Below are 18,660 nucleotides of genomic sequence, written 5' to 3'. Positions count from 1 at the left end.
GAGGACCGATGCGGGCCGAACAGCAGCCGATTCCTTCCGTATGGACCCGCCCGCGCCGCCAGCGTGAGTATCTGACCCGCGAGCGCATCGTGACAGAGGCCGTGCAGCTCCTGGACGCGGAGGGCATCGAAGCCCTCAGCATGCGCAGTCTCGGCAACCGCCTCAACGCCGGAGCCACCTCGCTCTACCGGCATGTCGCGAACAAGGACGAGCTCATCGAGCTGGTCGTCGACGAGGTGTACGGCGAACTCCATGTCCCCGTCGCGGAGCACCAGTCCCAGTGGCGGGCCGCTGCCGCGGGCGCGGCCGGCAGCCTGCGGGCCATGGTCCTGCAGCATCCCTGGATCGCCTCGGTGCTCGGCCAGGTCGGTCTGTCCCACCTTGGACCCAACGTGATGAGGATGTCGGACCAGATGCTCGCGGTCTTCGAGACGGCCGGCTTCCCCTCGAGCGAGACCGACAAGGCCATGAGTACCGTCATCTCCTACGTCATCGGCGTCGCCACCAGCGAGGCCGCGTACCTGTCGATGATCGCCCGCAGCGGCAGCACCGAACGCGAGTGGGTGGACAGCCTGGGCCCGGCCCTGGAAGAAGCGGCCCGCGACCACCCGCGCCTGATGGAGGGCCACGCCGCCCAGCGCGGAAAGGACCCGCACCAGGTCCGCAGCGACACCTTCGACTACGGCCTGCAGCGCACCCTCGACGGGCTTGAGGCCCGTCTCGCCCACCACCGAGGGGCCTGACAGCCGCCCCTACACCTTGCAGAAGCCCGAAGCCTTCAACGCGTCGTTGAGCTTGGAGCCTTGGGCCTCGCTGGTCGTGACGTCCTTGTAGGTGAAGCGCTGGGAGGCCAGCCAGTCCAGCTTGTTGGCGCCGCCGGTGATGCCGGAGCACTGGTTGCGGGCGGCGTCGATGGCCTTGTCCTCGTGGCGTACGACGTCGGGTGCGGCCTTGTGGCGGTGGTCAGCAGGATTCGTCGAGCTTGACCGTGGCGAAGTCGATGGTCGTGTCGGCGGGGTGCTCGCCTGGGCCGGGGGTCTGGGAGCAGACCTTCCAGTTGCGGTCGAAGGCCTGGAAGCGGTCTTGGCCGGTGGCGTCGGAGGAAGTGAGGCTGTAGAAGCCGAGGGCTTGTGCTTCGTCCTGGGCGCTCTGGAGAACCTTGCCGGTCATGTCGGGGAGCGCCGCTGTGTCGGCTTCGGCCCCGGGGGCATCATCGGCGGCAGTGGGGGCGGCGGTAGTGCTGGGGGCGGGGTCCTTCGGTGGGGTGCTTTCCTGGCTGGTCGTTGGCGCCGGAGTCTGAGGGCTGCTGTCTTGGGCCTCGCATGCTGCGAGCGCGAGGAGTGCAGTGGCAGCGAGGGCGACAGCGGTGCGGGTGTTCACGAGTTCCCCCTGGGGCGCGGGTGCGGATGTGGGGTGTACGACTCGTGCTCACGTCGCGTGGTTGCAGAGGCGCCGGGGCTGTCACCCGGACGGATGAGGCCCCGCCGCTACGGGGCGGTTTCTACTCGACAGGGGCCTCGTGCGTGCTGGCTACGCGTCAGGACACGCCCTCCACGCCGCCCTTGCCGCCCTCGCCGGCACCGCCCCGCGCCGAGCGCTCGAGGAACGCTCAACACCCGCTCGAGGAAACCCAGTTGGCCTCCGGGGGACGGCTACCGTGCCGAACGCCAGGCACACAGACAGCCCGACGACGAGGAGGTCACCATGGAAGTGCCAGATCTTCCCGCACCGCAGATGGCCAGCAGCGCTCTCCGCCCGCCTGCCCGGTCCGGCAGCACACCCCCACCCCGCCCGCGCAACGCCGCGACCGGAGTCCGGTCCGTATGAACGAGACGGCCGGCTCACCTCATGGCTCAGCCGCACCCGGGACGAACGACGGCTTCCACGTCTTCGACACCACCCTGCGCGACGGCGCCCAGCGTGAAGGCATCAACCTCACGGTCAGGGACAAGCTGGCCATCGCCCGTCATCTGGACGACTTCGGCGTCGGATTCGTGGAGGGCGGCTGGCCCGGCGCGAATCCGCGCGACACCGAGTTCTTCGCCCGCGCCAAGGCGGAGATCGACTTCCGGCACGCACAGCTCGTGGCGTTCGGAGCGACCCGCAGGCCAGGAGGCCGCGCCGACCAGGACCCACAGGTCCAGGCGCTGCTCGACTCCGGCGCCCCGGTGATCACACTGGTCGCGAAGGCCCACGACCGGCATGTGGAACTGGCCCTGCGCACCACGCTCGACGAGAACCTGGAGATGATCCGCGACACCGTCTCCCACCTGCGGTCCAAAGGCCGCAGGGTGTTCGTCGACTGTGAGCACTTCTTCGACGGCCACGCGGCCAACCCCCGGTACGCGACAGCCGTCGTCCGCGCGGCCTGGGACGCCGGCGCCGATGTGGTGGTGCTGTGCGACACCAACGGCGGCATGCTCCCCGCCCAGATCCAGGCCGCCGTCACCACGGTCCTGGCCGGGACGGGCGCCCGGCTCGGGATCCACGCACAGGACGACACCGGCTGCGCGATTGCCAACACCCTCGCCGCCGTGGACGCGGGTGCCACGCATGTCCAGTGCACCGCCAACGGGTACGGCGAGCGGGTCGGCAACGCCAACCTCTTCCCGGTCGCCGCCGCCCTCGAGCTCAAGTACGACATGCGCGTGCTGCCGCCCGGCGCGCTGGAGGCGATGACCCGCATCTCGCACAGCATCGCCGAGATCGTGAACCTCGCTCCCTCGACCCACCAGCCGTATGTCGGCGTCTCCGCCTTCGCCCACAAGGCAGGCCTGCACGCCTCCGCCATCAAGGTCGACCCCGACCTCTACCAGCACATCGACCCCACGCTGGTCGGCAATCACATGCGCATGCTCGTCTCCGACATGGCCGGCCGTGCCTCCATCCAGCTCAAGGCGCGAGAACTCGGAGTCGGTCTCGGCGACGACCCCGACCTCGTCGGACGGGTGGTGGCGCGGGTCAAGGCACAGGAACTGCGCGGCTACACCTACGAGGCCGCCGACGCGTCGTTCGAGCTTCTCCTGCGCGACGAGGCGCAGGAGGGGCCGCAGCGCTATTTCCGTATTGAGTCGTGGCGGATCATCGCGGAGCAGCGGCCGGACGGCGTCGACAGCAACGAGGCGACGGTGAAGCTGTGGACCCGAGGCGAACGCTTCATCACCACGGCCGAAGGCACCGGCCCTGTCAACGCGCTCGACCGGGCGCTGCGTGCCGGGCTGGAACACACCTACCCGGAACTCGCCAAACTGGAATTGGTGGACTACCGAGTCCGCATTCTGGAGCAGGCCCACGGCACCACCTCCGCCGCCCGGGTCCTGATCTCCACCGCCGACGCGACCGGCGAATGGTCCACCGTCGGAGTCGGCGACAACGTCATCGCCGCCTCCGGACAGGCCCTCGAGGACGCCTACACCTATGGTCTGCTCCGCGCGGGCGTCAGTCCGACCGAGTGACGGCGGGCCGAGTGACGGCGGGCCGGGCGCGCATCGCGTCCGGCCCGCCGCCCGCGGCGCAGCCGTACCTCGGAAGTACTCAGCTGACGCGGCTCAGCTCTTTGCCGTGGAGCCCGTGGAGAGCGCCGGCCGGCTCGGGCCTCGTCAGCAGGATCGACTGCTGCAGCCGCTTGAGAGCGGCGGAGGGTTCGATGCCGAAGTCCCGTACCAGGGCGCGGCGCAGCCGCTGGAACGCGTCCAGGGCCTCGCTGCGGCGGCCCGAACGGTGGAGCGCCGTCATGAACTGGCCGCACAGACTCTCATGGGTGCGGTACCGGCTGACCAGGACGGTCAGTTCGGCGAGCAGTTCGCGGTGGCGTCCGAGCCGCAGGTCCGCTTCGAGCCGCTGGGACAGGGCGCACAGCCGGCTCTCCTCCAGCTGCCGGACCTGTATCTCCAGCCAGGGGCCGGGCTGGATGTCGGCGAGCGCGGGCCCCTTCCACAATGCGAGGGCGTCCCTCAGCTGACGGGCCGCCTGCGGAAAGTCGCCGGCCTCCATGGCCCGGTATCCGAGACCGGTCAGGGTCTCGAACCGCCGGACGTCACTGGCGCCGCCCGAGGTCCGGAGCAGGTAGCCGCCCGACGCGGTGACGAGGACGTCCTTGGCCGTACGCGGCGAACTGCCGTGCGCGTCATGGGTGAGTGCCCCGGCGATGGCTTCCCGCAGCTGCAGTACGTAGGTCTGCAGTGTCGTGCGCGCGCTCCTCGGCGGCTCTTCCCCCCACAGCTCCTCGAACAACGAGGGCACGGAGACGACCTGGTCGGCGTGCAGGGCCAGCATCGCGAGAACCTGCCGAGGCTTCGGCGCGGACGGCGTGACCGACACACCGTTCTCGCTGACGGCCAACACGCCCAGTGCATCGATGTCCACGCGGTTTTCCCCTGTTCGTGTCAGCCCGATGAGACATGTGTCCAGCCGTCCGGGGCCGGCAAATCAGGGCCCTCGAAGACTCTCAGTAAAAAACGGCCATGCCGGTTTGTCAATATCAAACCGGATGCCCCGTTTTTGGGTTCGTCGGACGCACATGCATGAGCAGGAACGGCGCCGGCTTTCCTTCCGGGGCAGGAGACGCGAAATGCCGAGGCCATGGCAGGGGCTACTGCCTCCACCGGCATGTACTCACAGTGCCAGCTTGCCTGTGAAGGCACTTTTCGCCGACCGGGCAAGTGGCTGTCTGAGGCATGTTCCCCGGAGTGCGAACGGGACTGATCGTCGTGGTCCGACGAGCAGGATCACCTCAGCCCGGCCGCGGCGCCACCGCGGTGGCCCGGCTGCCGCGGCGGTCTGTCACGAGGCGGTGTTCGCCCCGATGCCGTGGGCGAGGAGGCTCTCGGCGGTGTCCTTGATGGTGTCCTCGATGGGGCGCGCTCGCCATCCGAGGAGCTTCTCCGCCTTGGCGCTGGTGGCGTCGAGATCCCGGCCGAGCTGATGCCTGAGCAGACGCAGTTCCGGGTTCACCATGCCCAGCGTGCGCGCCACCCATACAGGCAGCTCACGGGTCGGGGCCTTCGCGGCCCGTTCACCGAGCCGGTCATGCAGAATGCGTGCGATGTCGATGACGCGCAGGCTGTGTCCGGCGACCGCCAGGAAGCGTTCGCCGGCGGCTGCCGGATCGGTCATCGCGCGCAGGTGCAGATCCGCGACGTCGCGCACGTCGACGAAGCCCATCCCGAAGGGAGGGCACGCGGGAACCCGTCCCTCGAGCATTCTGCGCACCAGACGCAGAGACGGCGGGTCGTCCAGGCCGAGCAGCGGTCCAAGGACTCCCACGGGATGGACCGCCGCCAGCTCCATGCCGCCGCCCTCGTCCTGGACGAACTGCCAGGCCGCGCGTTCGGCAAGTGTCTTGGAGCGCTGGTAGGGCGGGATGTCGCTGTCGACGTTCGTCCAGTCCTCCTCGGTGAACGGCGTCGAACGCGGGGGGTGCCCGATCCCGATGGCGCCGAAAGCGCTGGTCAGGACGGTCCGGCGTACACCGGCGTCGCGGGCGGCGCGCAGCACCCGCAGGACGCCCTCGCGTGCCGGGACCACCAGGTCGTCGTCGTTGGCCGGCGTGTGGCGCAGGGTCGGCGAGGCGACGTGCAGGACGAACTCGCAGCCGGCGGCGGCAGCCTCCCAGCCGTCGGGGTGTCCGAGGTCGGCGCGTACGGTCGTGAGCCGGTCGTCGTCGAACGGTGTGGCCGCGTGGAGCCAGGAGCGCAGTGCCGCCTCGCGTTGCAGGTCGCGGACCGTGGTGCGGACGGTGTGGCCGGCATCCAGCAGGGCCTGGACGCACCAGCTCCCGATGAAGCCGGTTCCTCCGGTGACCAGTACTCGTGTCATCTGTCTCTCCTTCAGCTCCCGGCTCGTGCGGCAAGGAGTGCCGGCGGGTGCGTCGCACGGTGGCGTTGGGTGGCGGCCACGCTGCTTCCGAGGAGGGCGTGGCCGATCATGATCGGGTAGATGACGGCGCGTTCGAACAGGCCGATGTTCCACATCCAGCCGGTGAACACGTCGGTCATGAAGAGGGGGAACGCGATCAGCCCGGCGGTGCCGAGCGCGGTGCTCGCGATCGAGCGGCCCCTGGTGAGGCCGATGCGGGTTCCGCCGGTTCCGACGGCGATCGCCATGAGGTTGCCGGCGAGCATGACGCCCTGCGCGCCGAAGGTGTGGAAGGCGATCAGCCCGTTGTCGACGTTGGCGTTGGAGCCCTGGAAGATGCCGACGAGTGAGACTCCGGCGCCGGCGAGGACGGCGAGGATCATGATGGTGATCGGGCGGGCGCCCTTGCGCGGGTCGAACACGAGGAACGTACCGACGATCAGGAGGGTGCCGTAGATCACCCAGCCGGTGTCCATGACGGCGCCGAGGGGGGAGTTGGCGACCTGTCCGAACGCGGTCTGCGGCGGGCCGGTCAGGCCGAGGTGGCTGACCCAGTTGTACAGGGGCGAGTAGGGCGGGTCCTGCCATGCGGCGGCGGTGATGAACTCGGCGGCCCAGGACACGAGCGGCCCGACAAGGATGAGGAGGGCTCCGGCGCGGGCAGCGGCGCCGGAGCGGACGATGGGGTTCATGCGAGGGCCATGCCGGGGACGCGCTGGCGGATGGCCTCCATCTCGGCTTCGTCCGAGACGCCCTGCCAGTCGTAGCGGGGGGTGTAGGGAGCCTCCAGGGCGTGCACCTCGTCGTTGGTGAGCTCGATGTCGAGGGAGGCCGCCGCCTCGTCGATCTGCCTGACCGATCCTGCGCCGACCAGCGGCGCGGTGACGACGGGCTGGCGTCGCAGCCAGGCGAGCGCGACCTGTGCGCGGCTGACGCCGTGTGCGGCGGCGACCTTCCCGACGGCGTCGATGATCGCGTGGTTGGATGCCTCCTCGGCCGGCGAGTAGAGCAGGTCTGCGTAGGCGCCGTCCGTCTCGGAGCGCACCGTCGAGCGGGCGTCGTCCCACGCGCGAGCGAGGCGGCCGCGGGCCAGCGGGCTCCAGATGATCGTGCCGACGCCCTCGTCCAGGCACAGCGGGATCATCTCCCGCTCCTCCTCACGGGCAAGGAGGTTGTAGTGGTCCTGCATCGACACGAACCGTGCCCAGCCGTTTTCCTTCTGCAGGCGCAGCGCTTTCGCGAACTCCCACGCGTGCATGGACGAGGCGCCGAGGTAGCGGACCTTGCCGGCCTTCACGAGGTCGCTGAGTGCTTCGAGGGTCTCCTCCCAGGGGGTGGAGTGGTCGTTGCGGTGGATCTGGTAGAGGTCGATGTAGTCGGTGCCCAGGCGGCGCAGCGAATGGTCCACCTCGGTCATGATCGCTTTACGTGACAGGCCGCGGCCGTTGGGCCCCAGCCGCATCGGATGGCGCAGCTTGGTCGCGATCACCACCTCGTCACGGTCGGCGAAGTCCTTCAGGGCGCGTCCGAGGATCTCCTCGCTGGAGCCGTTGGAGTACATGTTCGCGGTGTCGAAGAAGTTGATCCCTGACTCCAGCGCGTGCTTGATGAGCGGGCGTGCGTCCTGTTCGCCCTTCGACCAGACGGGGTGCCCGCGGTCGGGCTCGCCGTAGGTCATCGCGCCGATCGCGATCGGGGATACGTCGAGGCCGGTCATGCCGAGCTTGATGTATTGCATGACGTTCCTTAGAGTAAGTGGAGAGCTCTCCAGGTAACGTAGTGGAGAACTCTCCACTTAGCAAGGTGAGGTCCCGTGGTCCGCTCGGACGCCCGTGAGAACAGGGCGCGCATCCTCGCCGCCGCACGCGAAGCGCTCGCGGCGGACGGCAGCACGTCGATGAACCAGATCTCGCAGCGCGCGGGAGTCGGCGCGGGCACCCTGTATCGCAACTTCCCCACCCGCGAGTCGCTGGTCCTGGCCGTCTACCAGGACGAGGTGGCACGCATCACCGGCACCGTGCCCGACTTGCTCGCCCAGATGACGCCACTGGAAGCGCTCCGCCACTGGACGACCGACCTCGTCGAGGCCATGCGCAGAAAACACGGCCTCGGCGACGCCCTCGGCCCGGGCGCGCACCAGGCGATCAGCGAGCAGAGTTACGGGCCGGTCATCGCCGCCATCACCCAGCTCCTCGACGCCGGGAAGAAGGACGAGAGCATCCGACCGGACGCCGACCCGGGAGACTTCCTCCAGCTCACCGGCGCCTTGTGGCGCGCCGCGTCCAGCCCCGAGGACCGGGCCCCCCACATGCTCGCGCTCGTCCTCGACGGACTCCGCACGCGCCGGTAGACGCCGCGCACCCGACAAGGCCCTCCAAGGGCACGATGTGCAGTCCCTCGCGCTGGTGACCGGCGCACCATTCGGCCGGGAGAACGCCGGCATCGACGTCCACTTGCTGCGAGGCCGCCCCGCGGGGCCGAGAGGTCAGGCCAGGCCGGCCGCGATGGCGCGGCGCACGGCGTCGGCCCGGTCCCGGATGTCGGCCTTGGCGAAGAGGTTGTTGATGTGCGTCTTGACGGTCGCCTCGCTCACGAAGAGCTTCTCGGCGATCGCACGGTTGGGCAGACCCTGGCCGATCAGGGTGAGTACTTCACGTTCGCGGCGCGTGAGATCCGCGGGCAACTGCTGTCCGGGCGCCGTCGGCCTGGCGCGGACGGCGGCCAGCAGGCGGTCCTGGACCTCACGGTCCAGGACGGACTGGCCCGCGGCGGCGGCACGGATCGCCCGGACGATGTCCTGGCGTCCGGCGTTCTTCGTCAGATAGCCGCGGGCTCCGGCGCTGAGGGCGGCAAGGATCGAGTCGTCGTCGGCGAACGTGGTGAGCACGACGACGGCTACCTCGGGGTGTTCGCCGCTCAGCCTGCGGGTGGCCTCGATTCCGTCGAGCACGGGCATGCGCAGGTCCATCAGCACGACGTCCACCGGACCGGCGGCGACCGCTTCCAGTACGCCGTTGCCGTCCGCGGCCGCCGCGACGACGTCGATGTCCTCGGCCAGAGCCAGCACCGCGGCGAGCGGTTCGCGGATGGCGGCCTGGTCGTCGGCGACAACCACGCGCAACGGCCGGGAGCTCTCGGTGGGTTCACTCATCGCGGGATCACTGCCTCCACTTGCCAGCCGCCTTGATCCGGTCCCTCAGTGACCGGTCCCGCGGTGAGGGTGCCGCCCAGCAGGGCGACGCGTTCACGCATTCCGATCAGCCCCATTCCGCTGCCGACCCCCGCGTTCACCGCACGGGTGGCATGCCGGTTGCGGACCGTCAGCGCCGTCGAGGAAGCCGTGAAGGCCAGCTCCACCCGCACCTCACCGCCCGGGGCGTGCCGCGCGGCGTTGGTCAGGGATTCCTGGGCGATCCGCAGCAGATTCTGGGTCACCCGGGCCGGTACCTCCACGGGAGTGCCGCAGACGGTCAGGGCGTCGCGGTGGCCGGACGACTCGAGCATCGCGGCGAGGGTCTCCACCAGCGGCAGCGCGTCCTCGCGGAGCGCGTGGACGGTCCACTGCGCCTGCTTCAGACTCTCCTTGACAAGGCTGTGGGCCTTGTCGTTGGCCGCCCTGACCTTCTCCAGGTCGCCGGTGTCGAGCAGCGCGTCGGCCAGTTCCAGCTGCATGTTGATCCCGGCCAGCGTGTGCGCCAGGACATCGTGCACGTCCCGGGCGATCCGGCCGCGTTCGGTGAGCACGGCGCTCTGCGCCTCGGCCCGGGTGGCGCGCTCCGCGCTCTCGGCCGCCGACAGCGCGGCCTCCACGGCCTGGTGCTGGACACGGTTGAGTATCCCGACCAGGACCGGTGCGCCGGTGGTGAGGCCGACGGCCCAGGGCAGCAGGTGATGACCGGGTCCGACTTCGAAGTACAGGACGCCGCCGCAGAGCAGGCCGCAGGCCGCGGCCAGGACGAGGGCCTGTCTGGCCGGCAGCCGGTATCCGATGTGACCGCAGAGGAAGAAGGCGAAGAGGTAACCCGTTCCGCTGCGGCTGACGCCGATCAGCGCGGCCGCAGCGAGGACGCCCAGCGACAGCCAGACGACGGCAGCACGCGGCGGGACCTTGCCCTGGGGCAGGCCCCGGGCAAGCAGCGCCGCACAGTTCAGTACGAACAAGACCGCGACCACCAGCCCCGGCCCGCTGACGCCCATCGGCCGGATCGTCAGGGCCCCACTGACGATGACCGCCACGGTCAGGGCCCACTGCACCCGGGGGTCCCGGCCCGGGATCGGCCGGGGCGCAGCCGATGAGGGCGGGACCGGTCCGGGGGAGGAGGCGGTCTCGGCGGTGGGCACGGCCAGACCATAACTCACGGTCGGACCGCAACACGGTTCGAGGCAGGGGCGGACTGCCCGGCACTCAGCATCCGGCTGCGGACGAAGATCGTGGCCAGCCGGGTGACGACCTCGGTGAGCGCCATCAGGACGAAGGCCGCCACCCATGCCTGGTCGCTGGTGATGTGGTGGGCGAGACTGAACCGGGCGACATCGTCGCCGCCGCCGTGCTCGGTCCACAGCTGGAAGCCCATCCGGGCACCCATGCCGAGCACCCACAGGATCGCGGAGACCGCGCCTGCCTTGATCAGGATGTGCTCGCCCGCGGTCCTGACCCGGGTGTAGGCGCCGCCGGCGATGCCGAGTACGGCGCCTGCGCCCATGAGAGCTCCGACCAGCATCAGGTCGTTGCCCCCGGTGGGAACGGAGTCCAGGTAGGTGTGGGCCACGTAGGCCACGATCCCCAGCGGGATCAGGAAGGTCCTGAGGTCAAGCCGGCCTTCCCGCAGCTGCCGGAAGACGACGAGGATGAGTGCGATGTCGGTGATCCACTCGGTTGTTGTCATGCCCCCAAGCCTGCTGTCACAGGGCCCGCGACACCTGGACCCACGGGTGGAACCAGGGGTGGAGAACACGTGGCCGGTCGCGGCCGGCCACGACGCTCCTCCGGCCCCGGCCGGCCGTCAGGAGACCGGACGGTCCCGAGACCGGGAAACTCGCGTGAGGGGGGAGCACGGGCCCACGGGATCACACAGGGATGTCACAGCATCTCGAGCCCATGGTCATCCGCCCCACGCGCGCTGCGTTCCCCTGCCCGCAGAGGGCGCTGGAGCCGGTAGCCCACCGGGCGCCCTTCGCCGGAAGACGGCAGCGGGGCGGCGCGGCAGCTCGACGGTGCGACCGCCAACGGTCTCGCCGTGCCACCGGCTGCCTCGCTGTGGCGGGGCTCAGGCGGCGAAGCCGATGGTGGTGACGTACTCGTACTGTCCCCACTGGGAGCCGAGGTCGACGACCTGGTCGACCCACGCGGTATCCAACTCCTGGCCGTCGCCGACCGCCCACGCATCGACGATGCGGTCCCAGTTGCGGACGTTCATCGTGCGGAACTCGACGGCGCGCTGTCGCGGACGGTCGACCCGGGACTGGTTGACCGGGTGGATCTCCACCCGGGTACCGCGGCCCTCCTTGTTGAGGCGGGCGGTCAGGTAGCGGGCCACGTTCGCGCGCCGCACCGTCCGGTACGCCTGCTCGATGCGATCCAGGTTCTTGCGCGAGGGCGTACGGACGCCGGCCTGCCAGGCGCGCAGGGTGCGGTCGGTGACGGTCAGTCCGGCCGCGCGGGCAGCAGTGCGGGCGTGGGCGGTGCGGGTGAGGTAGTGCAGGCGGGCCTGGAGGCCTCGCCGGGCCGTGATCGGCGTGGCGATGTAGCCGGCGAGGGCGTCCAGCTGCCGGGCGACGGCTTCGTGGCCTTTGATGCCGTGGGCGCCGTACTTGCCGAACTCGATGTTCCGCTCAGGCATGTTCTCTTCCGAATCCAGGGTCGTGGATCACTGTACGGGGCTGGGAGCGCCGATCTCCCGTCCCGGCGGGGGAATCTACTGCGGAAGGTCGCCCTCCGTACCTGCGCACGCGACTTCGGCACCCCTTGCATCCACGAACACGTGTGCTTCTCTGAACTTGTTCCTGTTCCCTCCAAGCTGGTCACTGCCACTCGTTGGCGGGGGGGCCAGGTCCGCCGAAGCAGCAATGCCCGATCATGGAGTGGTGAACAGAAGTACTCCCGGCCTTGATCTCGAAGCACTCTCTGCCTTGTGGGAACGGCAATGGCCTGCACCGCAGCAGGACATCCCGATGCGCCGGGCCTATCCCGACCGATGGGTGCGCTTTCACAGTCTCCCCGGATCAAAGCGATACCCGGACGACGAGACTGAGTACGGCATCCTCCTCGAACGCCATCACACGCTGCTCGCCGAGCTGGGGCCGAACGACGACGAGCTGTATGTGGTCACCCGGGAGTGGAACGGAGACCCTGAGGCTGTCACGCGCATGGCCGACCTCCAGAGAGTCGACCCGGATGCCCAGCACTGGAGCAGTTGCGTTCATGACGAAGACTTCCCTGACGACATCCTCTACCAGCACGAATACATCAGTCGTCGTCCGCGTAACAAGCAAGCTCTCGATCCGCTTTTGCGGCTCGTGGCCGACGAGGTGATCGCAGGAGTCACCCTGGCCCCGCTCGATCTTCGCTGGCTCTATCACCCCTATGACGGTGGTGGGGACGTATTCGCGCCCAGCGCCGCGGTCAGGGACGATCTCAAGGCCGCGCACCCCGACTGGCTGTCCACGCATTCCAGCGGCATGTGATGGCGGTCAACGAGACCATTATCGCCCTCACCCGTACCGTCCCCGAGCCCACCCGCCCCGTCCGTAGGGTCGTCCCGCCGGCCCGTACTGCCCCGCCTGCCGTGCCGGTTCCGGCTGCCGGGATCGGCACCGCCCGTTCCTGGTCGACGGACGTAGCGCACCCCCTGCCCGCGGCCCGCCCCCATGACGGCGTCCGCGCCCACGCTGTTCTGCAGGCGCCCGAGGCCGGCCTGCCGGTGCTGATGGTGGAGGTCGACCGGGGCACCGACTCCGACGACGTCCTGGCCGCGAAGGTCGGGCGCTACCGCCGCTACTTCCGGCTCAAGACCAAGGACCCTCGCGGTGTGGATGTCCTGCTGTGGCGCACTTTCTACCCGCCGACCGGACGCGAGGGACACCCGCCGGTCGCCGTGGTGTTCGCCCCCGGCACCCGCCTGGGAGAGCAGGCCCTGAAGAACCGCATGAACCGCGTGATGAGCCTGACCCGGGAGATCTGGTCAGGCGAGTACACCAAGGAGGACCAGCACGACGGCGCGAGCACCACGGCCGGCTACTACGACTTCAGCGACACCATCCCCCTGCTGTTCACCACCCTGGACCGGCTCCGCACGGACGGGCCGCACGCCACCGTCTGGTGGCGGTGCGGGCACGGCCGCTGGGAAACCCTGCCCGACGCCCTGGCCAACCCGCAGGACCTCGACGCCTGGCACCCTCGCGACACAGAACCCCGCCGGCACGAAACGGCCTGAGTGCAAGGCAGTGACTTGCATGGTCGGGTCTGTGGTCGGGGGTGAGGAGACGTGGTCGGGGTGGTGGTCAGATCTCCCGGTGCGTCCAGCCCACGCGCCGGTCGGGAGCCTGGACGGGCCGCCACACGGGCGCTGAGGCCCGTCACGGAGCAGGTCGGTCAGCGGGGCTGCGAGGACGGGCACGTCGTGCAGGAAGCTGAACGCCGCCGGCTCCCTGGCGGCCGCATGGAGGGCACGGATCCGCGTCGTGGCACCGGTGGGGCCGGTGCCGTCCAGGACGAACAGCAGCCGGGGGAACAGGGGGTAGTGCCGCCGCCAGTCCTCCAGCGCCGGTTCCTGGACGGTCGGCCGGCGCCCCGGGACGGTGGGCACGTAGCCGTGAAGACGGGCGTACGCGGTCAGCTTGGCGGCGAGGCGTTCGGGGCCCATGGTGGCCCGGTCGACTTCCACGAACGCCCGCAGCATCGACCCGTCACCGTCGGAACCGCGCCGGTAGTACAGGAGAGCGTCAGGAATGACCGCCTCACCGCTCCCGATCGGATGGTGGACCTCAGGGATCCAGTCCAGTGGCCGGCACAGGTCGCCGCGGCGGCGGGCGTCCTTAAGGAAAGCGAGCGCGGTTTCGGTCACGGTCAGTGCGTGGCCGACCTTCAGCCGTACGGCAGTCGGATCGGGCACCGTCCTGGAGGGCCGGCGCCCGCGCATCTCGGGCCACTCACAGGCCAGCTGCACGCCATACGAGCTGGGGAACCACACCCGCATCCGTCCGGCCCGCGGCAGGGTGATCCGATCGGCCAGCCCCGCCTCCCGCAATCGGGCCAGCCGCCGCCTGGTCTGCTCGATGCGCACCCCGGGGGCGATCACCCAGTGCATCTGTTCGGTCGTGGCCATCCGGTACTGGACCAGCACCGCCAGCGCCAGCCGGTCACCCCCGCCCACGTCCACGTTCACGTTCGTCCCCACGGGTTCGCCCGCCTCCTGTCCGGTACAGCGCTGCTGTGGCGCCGCGCGTACCGAACAGGCCAGCAGCCGGCCCCGACCAGAAACCCGACCACCAAGGCCCGACCACGGACACGATGCGACAACGCCTCCGTTGACCAGGCCGGTATCCCCGCCGACAACCCGGCCGACAACCGTCCGCACCCCCTGACGTGCACCCCCGTGAACCCGCAGGTCACCATGCCCGCCAGGGCGTGGTCGGGGTGGCCGACATCCCCTCTACGCCCCCGAGTCCACGCCCCACAGCAGGAAGAAAAATTGAAGTGGGTGGGTGGGACAGGCCCCGGGCGGCGGGCGAGGGGATCAGGGGCCGCCGGTGTTGCTCGCGCGCGACGGCGGGGCCGCGCGCGACGCCGGGCAGAGCAAGCTGCCCGGCCGGTGAGGCGAGGGAGAGCGCCGGTGTCGCCCGCAAGGCTGCTGTCGGTCAGGAGCCCGCCGCACCACCGCCCGACTGAGTCACCCCCGACACGCTGAAGGCCCGTACCCGCCCCACCGCACCCTGCCCTAATCGATCTTCTGCGCTGGAGGGCATGGCCGTCCAGCGCTTACCGGGCGTACCCGTGAGCTCCGCTACGCCGACACAGTTGCGGCCCTTATACGCATTTCCATTACCTCCCATGTCTACAGGGCTGACCAGAGAGCTCCTGAAGTGTTCGGTGCCTGCCTCGGATGTACGCCCCTGACCTGCCAGAACTCGTCACGATGAAAGGAGAAGGCAGGAGACGGGGCGTCGGAGACACCCTGCAGAACGTTCCAGCGCTTGGCGATCTTGCCTGCCTCAAACGACCAGTCGTCAGAACGCGTCGAGAAGGGCGGGAACGGTCCCGCCAGACGCAAGGAAGGGCGGGAAGTGATGGCGACGGACGACTGGGAACTTGTCCAAAGGTATTGCGCCGGGGATAACGAGGCAGCCGTGCAGCTGGTGCGCCGCCACTGGGATCAGCTGATCCTGGTGGCCACCTTCAAGCTGAACGGCAACTTCCACGACGCCCAAGACGCTGTCGGTGAGGCGTTCGCCGCGTTGGCGGGCTACCGCAGTGCCAGGCCGATCCGCAGCGTGGGCTCCTGGTTGAGGAGCGTCGCTCTCAACAAAGCGGTAGACAAGGTCCGGAGGAAGGAAGCGCGGCCGACTGGCGAGCCGCAAGAGTCGCTGCCCGACCCCCGTGAGGAAGTCGAGCAGGTGGTTGGGCGGCTGACCGCCACTGAGATTCTTCAGGCCCTGGACGTGCAGGAACGGCGCGTCATGACAGTAGTTCTCGACGGCGAGACCGGGGGATGGCAGCGCGCCGATCAGGCGCGAGCGCTGAAGATGGAGCTGTACAAGGACTTCAAGCACGCGCTGCCCCGAGCGCGGCAACAGACGGTAAGAAGCTCTGCTCCTGCTGCACATGCTGCACCCGGAAAATAAGCCGTGTGAGGGGTTACTGACGGCATGCGGTGTCACTCCAGGCCAGGTAAGCCATGGTCCGCAACTGACCCCCGAGGGCCGGAAAGTCGGGATCGAGCACATCGGGACGTGCAAGGACTGCCCAGCAAAGCGGGAAAAGGTGAAGGACCGCCATTGGGTACATGGGGTATTGCTCGCCCCGCCGCCGGAGCTGTACGACCGGGTACGCAACATCTGTGATGCACGGCGCCTGGAGAACAAGTCGGCAAACGAAAGGGCCCAGCGGAACCTTGGCTCCGACGCTCATGGCCGCCATGGCGAGGTCCCTCGCACGACCACTCGCCCTGGAGTTCAGGCTGCCCGCTGGCATGCGTCACCGACGGGAACTCGATCTGTACGACATCGGCGGCCACAACATCGAGTGGCCAAAGCCATCGGTGCAGGCGTTCTTGCCGCGATTTTCGCAACTGCATTCATCCACAAGAGCGGCGCGGACATCAGCCTGCCGGAGCTGGACATTCTCCCCGGGAGGGGCGCGTCCCCCGGCCCCAGCACCCACGCGGACAGCGGCGGCAGGCACGAGGGGAAGGTCGGCGATGGGGATTCCGGCGAGGGGAAGGTCGGCGACGGGGATTCCGGCGACGGCAAGGTTGATGACGGGGACTCCGGCGAGGGGAAGGTCGGCGACGGCAAGGTCGGTGGCGGGGATTCCGGCGAGGGGAAGGTCGGCGACGGGGACTCCGGCGACGGCAAGGTTGATGACGGTAATGACGACGGTGGGGGCGCCGGTGACGGCAATGACGACGACGGTGGAGTCGTCACCCCGCCAGAGGACAACACTCCTCCTAGCGTCTCCCTTGCGGGCATCAACGCCAGTGAGGTCGGGCAGGAAGTCATCGGTGCTGGCGGCTCGCTCATTCAGACTTGCGGCCCAGACGGAACCCCCACCACCTACAGCGTGCGGGTAACCGCGTCCGACCCCTCAGGCATCTACTTCGTGTTGCTGTACATCCAGCACCCCACCGACGACTGGGCGTACGAATCCAGTACCGGAGTCGCCGAAGGTGACGCCGTCCGGTTCGACATTCCGGCCTACCGGACAGGCCCGAAGCCTCAAGACACGGTGCAGTTGCAGCTCTTCGCCTCGGCGAAGGACATGAGGGGAAACCGCGTCGACGTCGATCTCGGCACTCTGCCGCTGCACGAGTGCGGTGAACCCGGCTGACCCCAACGTCGGCCTTAACGGGCTCGCCACCGCCGGCCGACGACGCACCTGATCGCACGGCTCCATCGCCGTCCAGTCACATCACCCTTGGAGCAGCACGTGAGTTCCGTACCTACCCCCATGCCGCCAGCCCCGCCCGAGCCCTCCCCGCCTGGTCCGTTCATGACACTGCACACCGCGCTCGTCCTCCTGACGGCGCTTGTCATCGGCCTGGTCGTCGGAGGCCTCACCTTCCTTGCCGACAGCCCGACCGCCAGCGCGGTCCTGGCGGGCCTGCTCAGTGCCGGAAGCAGCGTGCCTGTACTACGCCGTCTCATCGGCTGACTCGGCCTTATGCCGCACAGGCGCGGCACTAGTACTGCAACGGTGCTTGCCGTGACTGCTGGCCAGGTCAGTCGTTGGTGAGGTTATGGGTGGGGACCTTGCTGATGTCAGGTTGTGGGCGAGTGAACTGGACGCTGTGCACGGGCGGTTCGTGCACCGGTTCAGCCGGTCGGAGCCGCGGGATTCGGCGCTCGCATACATGAGGGGATTGGTTGCGCCGCTGGAGCGCAAGAACGGCTGGACGCTGGCGGAGGAGGCCGGGCACGCGGGCCCCGATCGCATCCACCGGTTGCTGAACCGGATCGAGTGGGACGCCGACGAGGTCCTGGACGACGTGCGCGAGTACGTCGTAGAACATCTCGGAGACCGGGATGCCGTCCTGGTCGTCGATGACACCGGCTTCCTCAAGAAGGGCGTCCGTTCGGCCGGCGTGCAAAGGCAGTACTCCGGCACCGCGGGCCGTACCGAGAACTGCCAGGTCGGTGTGTTCCTCGCCTACGCCACTGGGCGCGGGCGCACGCTGATCGACCGCCGCTTGTATCTGCCCACGTCATGGACGGACGACCGGGAGCGGTGCCGACGGGCAGGCATCGACGACAGCGTCGCCTTCGAGACGAAGGTGGCCATGGCCAAGGCGATGGTCCGCCGGGCGATCGCGGAGAAGATTCCGTTCGGGTGGGTGACGGCGGATGCCGCCTATGGCTTCAGCAAGGGCTGGCGCTTCGAGTTGGAGCAGGCGGACGTCTTCCACGTCATGGCCACCACCCGGCACGACACCGTCGTCACCCGCTGGGCCCTCGACCATCCCGTCCATGACTTGTTCCCCGGCCTTGCACGGCAGAAGTGGAAGCGCCGCTCCTGCGGCCAAGGTGCCCATGGACAGCGGATCTACGACTGGGCCCGCGTCGAGGTCCGCCCTTGGCACCGACCCGACCGCCGGCACTGGGTGATCGCCCGCCGCAGCGTCAGCCGCCCGGAGGAGATCTCCTACTACATCGCCTACTGCCCCGCGGAGACCACCCTCGACGACCTGATCCGCATCGCGGGCAGTCGGTGGGCCGTGGAGGAGTGCTTCCAGACCGCGAAGCAGGAATGCGGCCTGGACGACTACCAAGTCCGCCGCTACCCCGGCTGGCACCGCCACATGACCCTGGCCATGGCCGCCCACGCCTGCCTGACCGTCCTGCGGGCCCGCCAGCTGGACACGGACAAAGCAGAAACGGATCCTCCCAGCTCATCCACCTCAGCCTCGCCGAGATCAGACGCCTGATCACCCGCCTCACCGACCGCCGACCCACCCCGGTCGACCACATCCTGCACTGGTCACACTGGCGACGCCGACGCCAGCACCAAGCCCGCACCAGCCACTACAAAAGACGCGGACACAGCCCCTGACAACTGCCCATCAATCAGAACAAGCACCGTTGCAGTACTAG

The 18,660-nt window shown here is 69.2% G+C and carries 18 protein-coding genes and 1 pseudogene; 9 read left to right on the top strand and 10 right to left on the bottom strand.

The window, feature by feature from the left end; all coding sequences use genetic code 11:
• The first annotated feature begins 8 nt into the window (after nucleotides 1–8).
• A complete protein-coding gene (locus KUF83_RS36195) occupies nucleotides 9–743 on the top strand; it encodes a TetR/AcrR family transcriptional regulator (RefSeq protein ID WP_217459290.1) in 735 nt (244 codons plus the stop codon).
• 220 nt (nucleotides 744–963) lie between these two features.
• Here the strand turns inward: KUF83_RS36195 and KUF83_RS36190 are convergent, their stop codons facing one another.
• Complete coding sequence (locus KUF83_RS36190) at nucleotides 964–1,170, bottom strand: hypothetical protein (protein WP_217459289.1); 207 nt, start codon at nucleotides 1,168–1,170, stop codon at nucleotides 964–966.
• A gap of 653 nt (nucleotides 1,171–1,823) precedes the next feature.
• On the opposite strand from KUF83_RS36190, the gene cimA reads away from it, so the two are divergent.
• Entirely contained in the window at nucleotides 1,824–3,455 is a 1,632-nt protein-coding gene (gene cimA, locus KUF83_RS36185) for a citramalate synthase (protein WP_217459288.1), read from the top strand.
• A gap of 79 nt (nucleotides 3,456–3,534) precedes the next feature.
• On the opposite strand, the gene KUF83_RS36180 is transcribed toward cimA, so the two are convergent.
• From KUF83_RS36180 to KUF83_RS36165, 4 genes are all read right to left on the bottom strand, one after another.
• Nucleotides 3,535–4,365: an AfsR/SARP family transcriptional regulator gene (locus KUF83_RS36180; RefSeq protein WP_217459287.1), complete on the bottom strand. Its 831-nt coding sequence runs from the start codon at nucleotides 4,363–4,365 to the stop codon at nucleotides 3,535–3,537.
• A 417-nt stretch (nucleotides 4,366–4,782) separates the two neighbouring features.
• Nucleotides 4,783–5,817 carry an aldehyde reductase gene (locus tag KUF83_RS36175; RefSeq protein WP_217459286.1) on the bottom strand — a complete coding sequence of 345 codons (1,035 nt, stop codon included), beginning with the start codon at nucleotides 5,815–5,817 and terminating at the stop codon, nucleotides 4,783–4,785.
• An 11-nt stretch (nucleotides 5,818–5,828) separates the two neighbouring features.
• Nucleotides 5,829–6,548 carry a DUF998 domain-containing protein gene (locus KUF83_RS36170; protein ID WP_217459285.1) on the bottom strand — a complete coding sequence of 240 codons (720 nt, stop codon included), beginning with the start codon at nucleotides 6,546–6,548 and terminating at the stop codon, nucleotides 5,829–5,831.
• Nucleotides 6,545–7,594, bottom strand: coding sequence for an aldo/keto reductase (locus KUF83_RS36165; RefSeq protein ID WP_217459284.1), 1,050 nt, complete (start codon nucleotides 7,592–7,594; stop codon nucleotides 6,545–6,547). The genes KUF83_RS36170 and KUF83_RS36165 overlap by 4 nt, the downstream gene beginning before the upstream one ends.
• Nucleotides 7,595–7,669: 75 nt before the next feature.
• Here KUF83_RS36165 and KUF83_RS36160 point away from each other — a divergent pair, with 75 nt between their 5' ends.
• Nucleotides 7,670–8,206 (top strand): TetR/AcrR family transcriptional regulator, encoded by a 537-nt coding sequence (locus KUF83_RS36160; RefSeq protein ID WP_217459283.1) that lies wholly within the window; start codon nucleotides 7,670–7,672, stop codon nucleotides 8,204–8,206.
• A gap of 135 nt (nucleotides 8,207–8,341) precedes the next feature.
• Here KUF83_RS36160 and KUF83_RS36155 read toward each other — a convergent pair whose 3' ends face one another.
• The 4 genes from KUF83_RS36155 to KUF83_RS36140 all read right to left on the bottom strand — a co-directional run bounded on the left by KUF83_RS36155 (nucleotide 8,342) and on the right by KUF83_RS36140 (nucleotide 11,696).
• The gene (locus KUF83_RS36155; protein ID WP_217459282.1) at nucleotides 8,342–9,007 is read right to left on the bottom strand and encodes a response regulator; all 666 of its coding nucleotides are present in this window, start codon (nucleotides 9,005–9,007) and stop codon (nucleotides 8,342–8,344) included.
• Complete coding sequence (locus tag KUF83_RS36150; RefSeq protein WP_217459303.1) at nucleotides 9,004–10,110, bottom strand: histidine kinase; 1,107 nt, start codon at nucleotides 10,108–10,110, stop codon at nucleotides 9,004–9,006. The genes KUF83_RS36155 and KUF83_RS36150 overlap by 4 nt, the downstream gene beginning before the upstream one ends.
• A 101-nt stretch (nucleotides 10,111–10,211) precedes the next feature.
• Nucleotides 10,212–10,742, bottom strand: a complete 531-nt coding sequence (locus KUF83_RS36145) for a hypothetical protein (protein ID WP_217459281.1) — start codon at nucleotides 10,740–10,742, stop codon at nucleotides 10,212–10,214.
• Between the two features lie 381 nt (nucleotides 10,743–11,123).
• Complete coding sequence (locus KUF83_RS36140; protein WP_217459280.1) at nucleotides 11,124–11,696, bottom strand: transcriptional regulator; 573 nt, start codon at nucleotides 11,694–11,696, stop codon at nucleotides 11,124–11,126.
• A 244-nt stretch (nucleotides 11,697–11,940) separates the two neighbouring features.
• On the opposite strand from KUF83_RS36140, the gene KUF83_RS36135 reads away from it, so the two are divergent.
• A complete protein-coding gene (locus tag KUF83_RS36135) occupies nucleotides 11,941–12,540 on the top strand; it encodes a hypothetical protein (protein ID WP_308403297.1) in 600 nt (199 codons plus the stop codon).
• Nucleotides 12,540–13,289: a hypothetical protein gene (locus KUF83_RS36130; RefSeq protein ID WP_254644875.1), complete on the top strand. Its 750-nt coding sequence runs from the start codon at nucleotides 12,540–12,542 to the stop codon at nucleotides 13,287–13,289. Before KUF83_RS36135 ends, KUF83_RS36130 begins: the two co-directional genes overlap by 1 nt.
• A gap of 435 nt (nucleotides 13,290–13,724) precedes the next feature.
• On the opposite strand, the pseudogene KUF83_RS42275 reads toward KUF83_RS36130, so the two are convergent.
• Nucleotides 13,725–14,162 (bottom strand): annotated as a pseudogene (locus tag KUF83_RS42275) (replication-relaxation family protein); the annotation flags it as partial.
• Between the two features lie 886 nt (nucleotides 14,163–15,048).
• Here KUF83_RS42275 and KUF83_RS36120 point away from each other — a divergent pair.
• The 4 genes from KUF83_RS36120 to KUF83_RS36105 all read left to right on the top strand — a co-directional run bounded on the left by KUF83_RS36120 (nucleotide 15,049) and on the right by KUF83_RS36105 (nucleotide 18,494).
• Nucleotides 15,049–15,696 (top strand): RNA polymerase sigma factor, encoded by a 648-nt coding sequence (locus KUF83_RS36120; RefSeq protein WP_217459279.1) that lies wholly within the window; start codon nucleotides 15,049–15,051, stop codon nucleotides 15,694–15,696.
• 400 nt (nucleotides 15,697–16,096) lie between these two features.
• Entirely contained in the window at nucleotides 16,097–16,900 is an 804-nt protein-coding gene (locus tag KUF83_RS36115) for a hypothetical protein (protein WP_217459278.1), read from the top strand.
• Nucleotides 16,901–17,062: 162 nt separating this feature from the next.
• Entirely contained in the window at nucleotides 17,063–17,224 is a 162-nt protein-coding gene (locus tag KUF83_RS36110; protein ID WP_254644874.1) for a hypothetical protein, read from the top strand.
• Nucleotides 17,225–17,309: 85 nt separating this feature from the next.
• Entirely contained in the window at nucleotides 17,310–18,494 is a 1,185-nt protein-coding gene (locus KUF83_RS36105) for an IS701 family transposase (protein WP_217458249.1), read from the top strand.
• Nucleotides 18,495–18,660 lie beyond the last annotated feature (166 nt).

Source organism: Streptomyces sp. BV286 (assembly GCF_019090165.1).
GTDB lineage: Bacteria > Actinomycetota > Actinomycetes > Streptomycetales > Streptomycetaceae > Streptomyces.
Note: the sequence above shows the minus strand (reverse complement) of the source record. Positions and strands in the feature narration are given on the sequence as shown.

Coding starts and splice junctions, on each gene's coding strand:
- KUF83_RS36170 (WP_217459285.1), bottom strand. CDS start 6,548: ATGAACCCCATCGTCCGCTCCGGCGCCGCTGCCCGCGCCGGAGCCCTC.
- KUF83_RS36110 (WP_254644874.1), top strand. CDS start 17,063: ATGACACTGCACACCGCGCTCGTCCTCCTGACGGCGCTTGTCATCGGC.
- KUF83_RS36175 (WP_217459286.1), bottom strand. CDS start 5,817: ATGACACGAGTACTGGTCACCGGAGGAACCGGCTTCATCGGGAGCTGG.
- KUF83_RS36140 (WP_217459280.1), bottom strand. CDS start 11,696: ATGCCTGAGCGGAACATCGAGTTCGGCAAGTACGGCGCCCACGGCATC.
- KUF83_RS36190 (WP_217459289.1), bottom strand. CDS start 1,170: ATGACCGGCAAGGTTCTCCAGAGCGCCCAGGACGAAGCACAAGCCCTC.
- KUF83_RS36155 (WP_217459282.1), bottom strand. CDS start 9,007: ATGAGTGAACCCACCGAGAGCTCCCGGCCGTTGCGCGTGGTTGTCGCC.
- cimA (WP_217459288.1), top strand. CDS start 1,824: ATGAACGAGACGGCCGGCTCACCTCATGGCTCAGCCGCACCCGGGACG.
- KUF83_RS36145 (WP_217459281.1), bottom strand. CDS start 10,742: ATGACAACAACCGAGTGGATCACCGACATCGCACTCATCCTCGTCGTC.
- KUF83_RS36195 (WP_217459290.1), top strand. CDS start 9: ATGCGGGCCGAACAGCAGCCGATTCCTTCCGTATGGACCCGCCCGCGC.
- KUF83_RS36165 (WP_217459284.1), bottom strand. CDS start 7,594: ATGCAATACATCAAGCTCGGCATGACCGGCCTCGACGTATCCCCGATC.
- KUF83_RS36130 (WP_254644875.1), top strand. CDS start 12,540: ATGGCGGTCAACGAGACCATTATCGCCCTCACCCGTACCGTCCCCGAG.
- KUF83_RS36105 (WP_217458249.1), top strand. CDS start 17,310: ATGGGTGGGGACCTTGCTGATGTCAGGTTGTGGGCGAGTGAACTGGAC.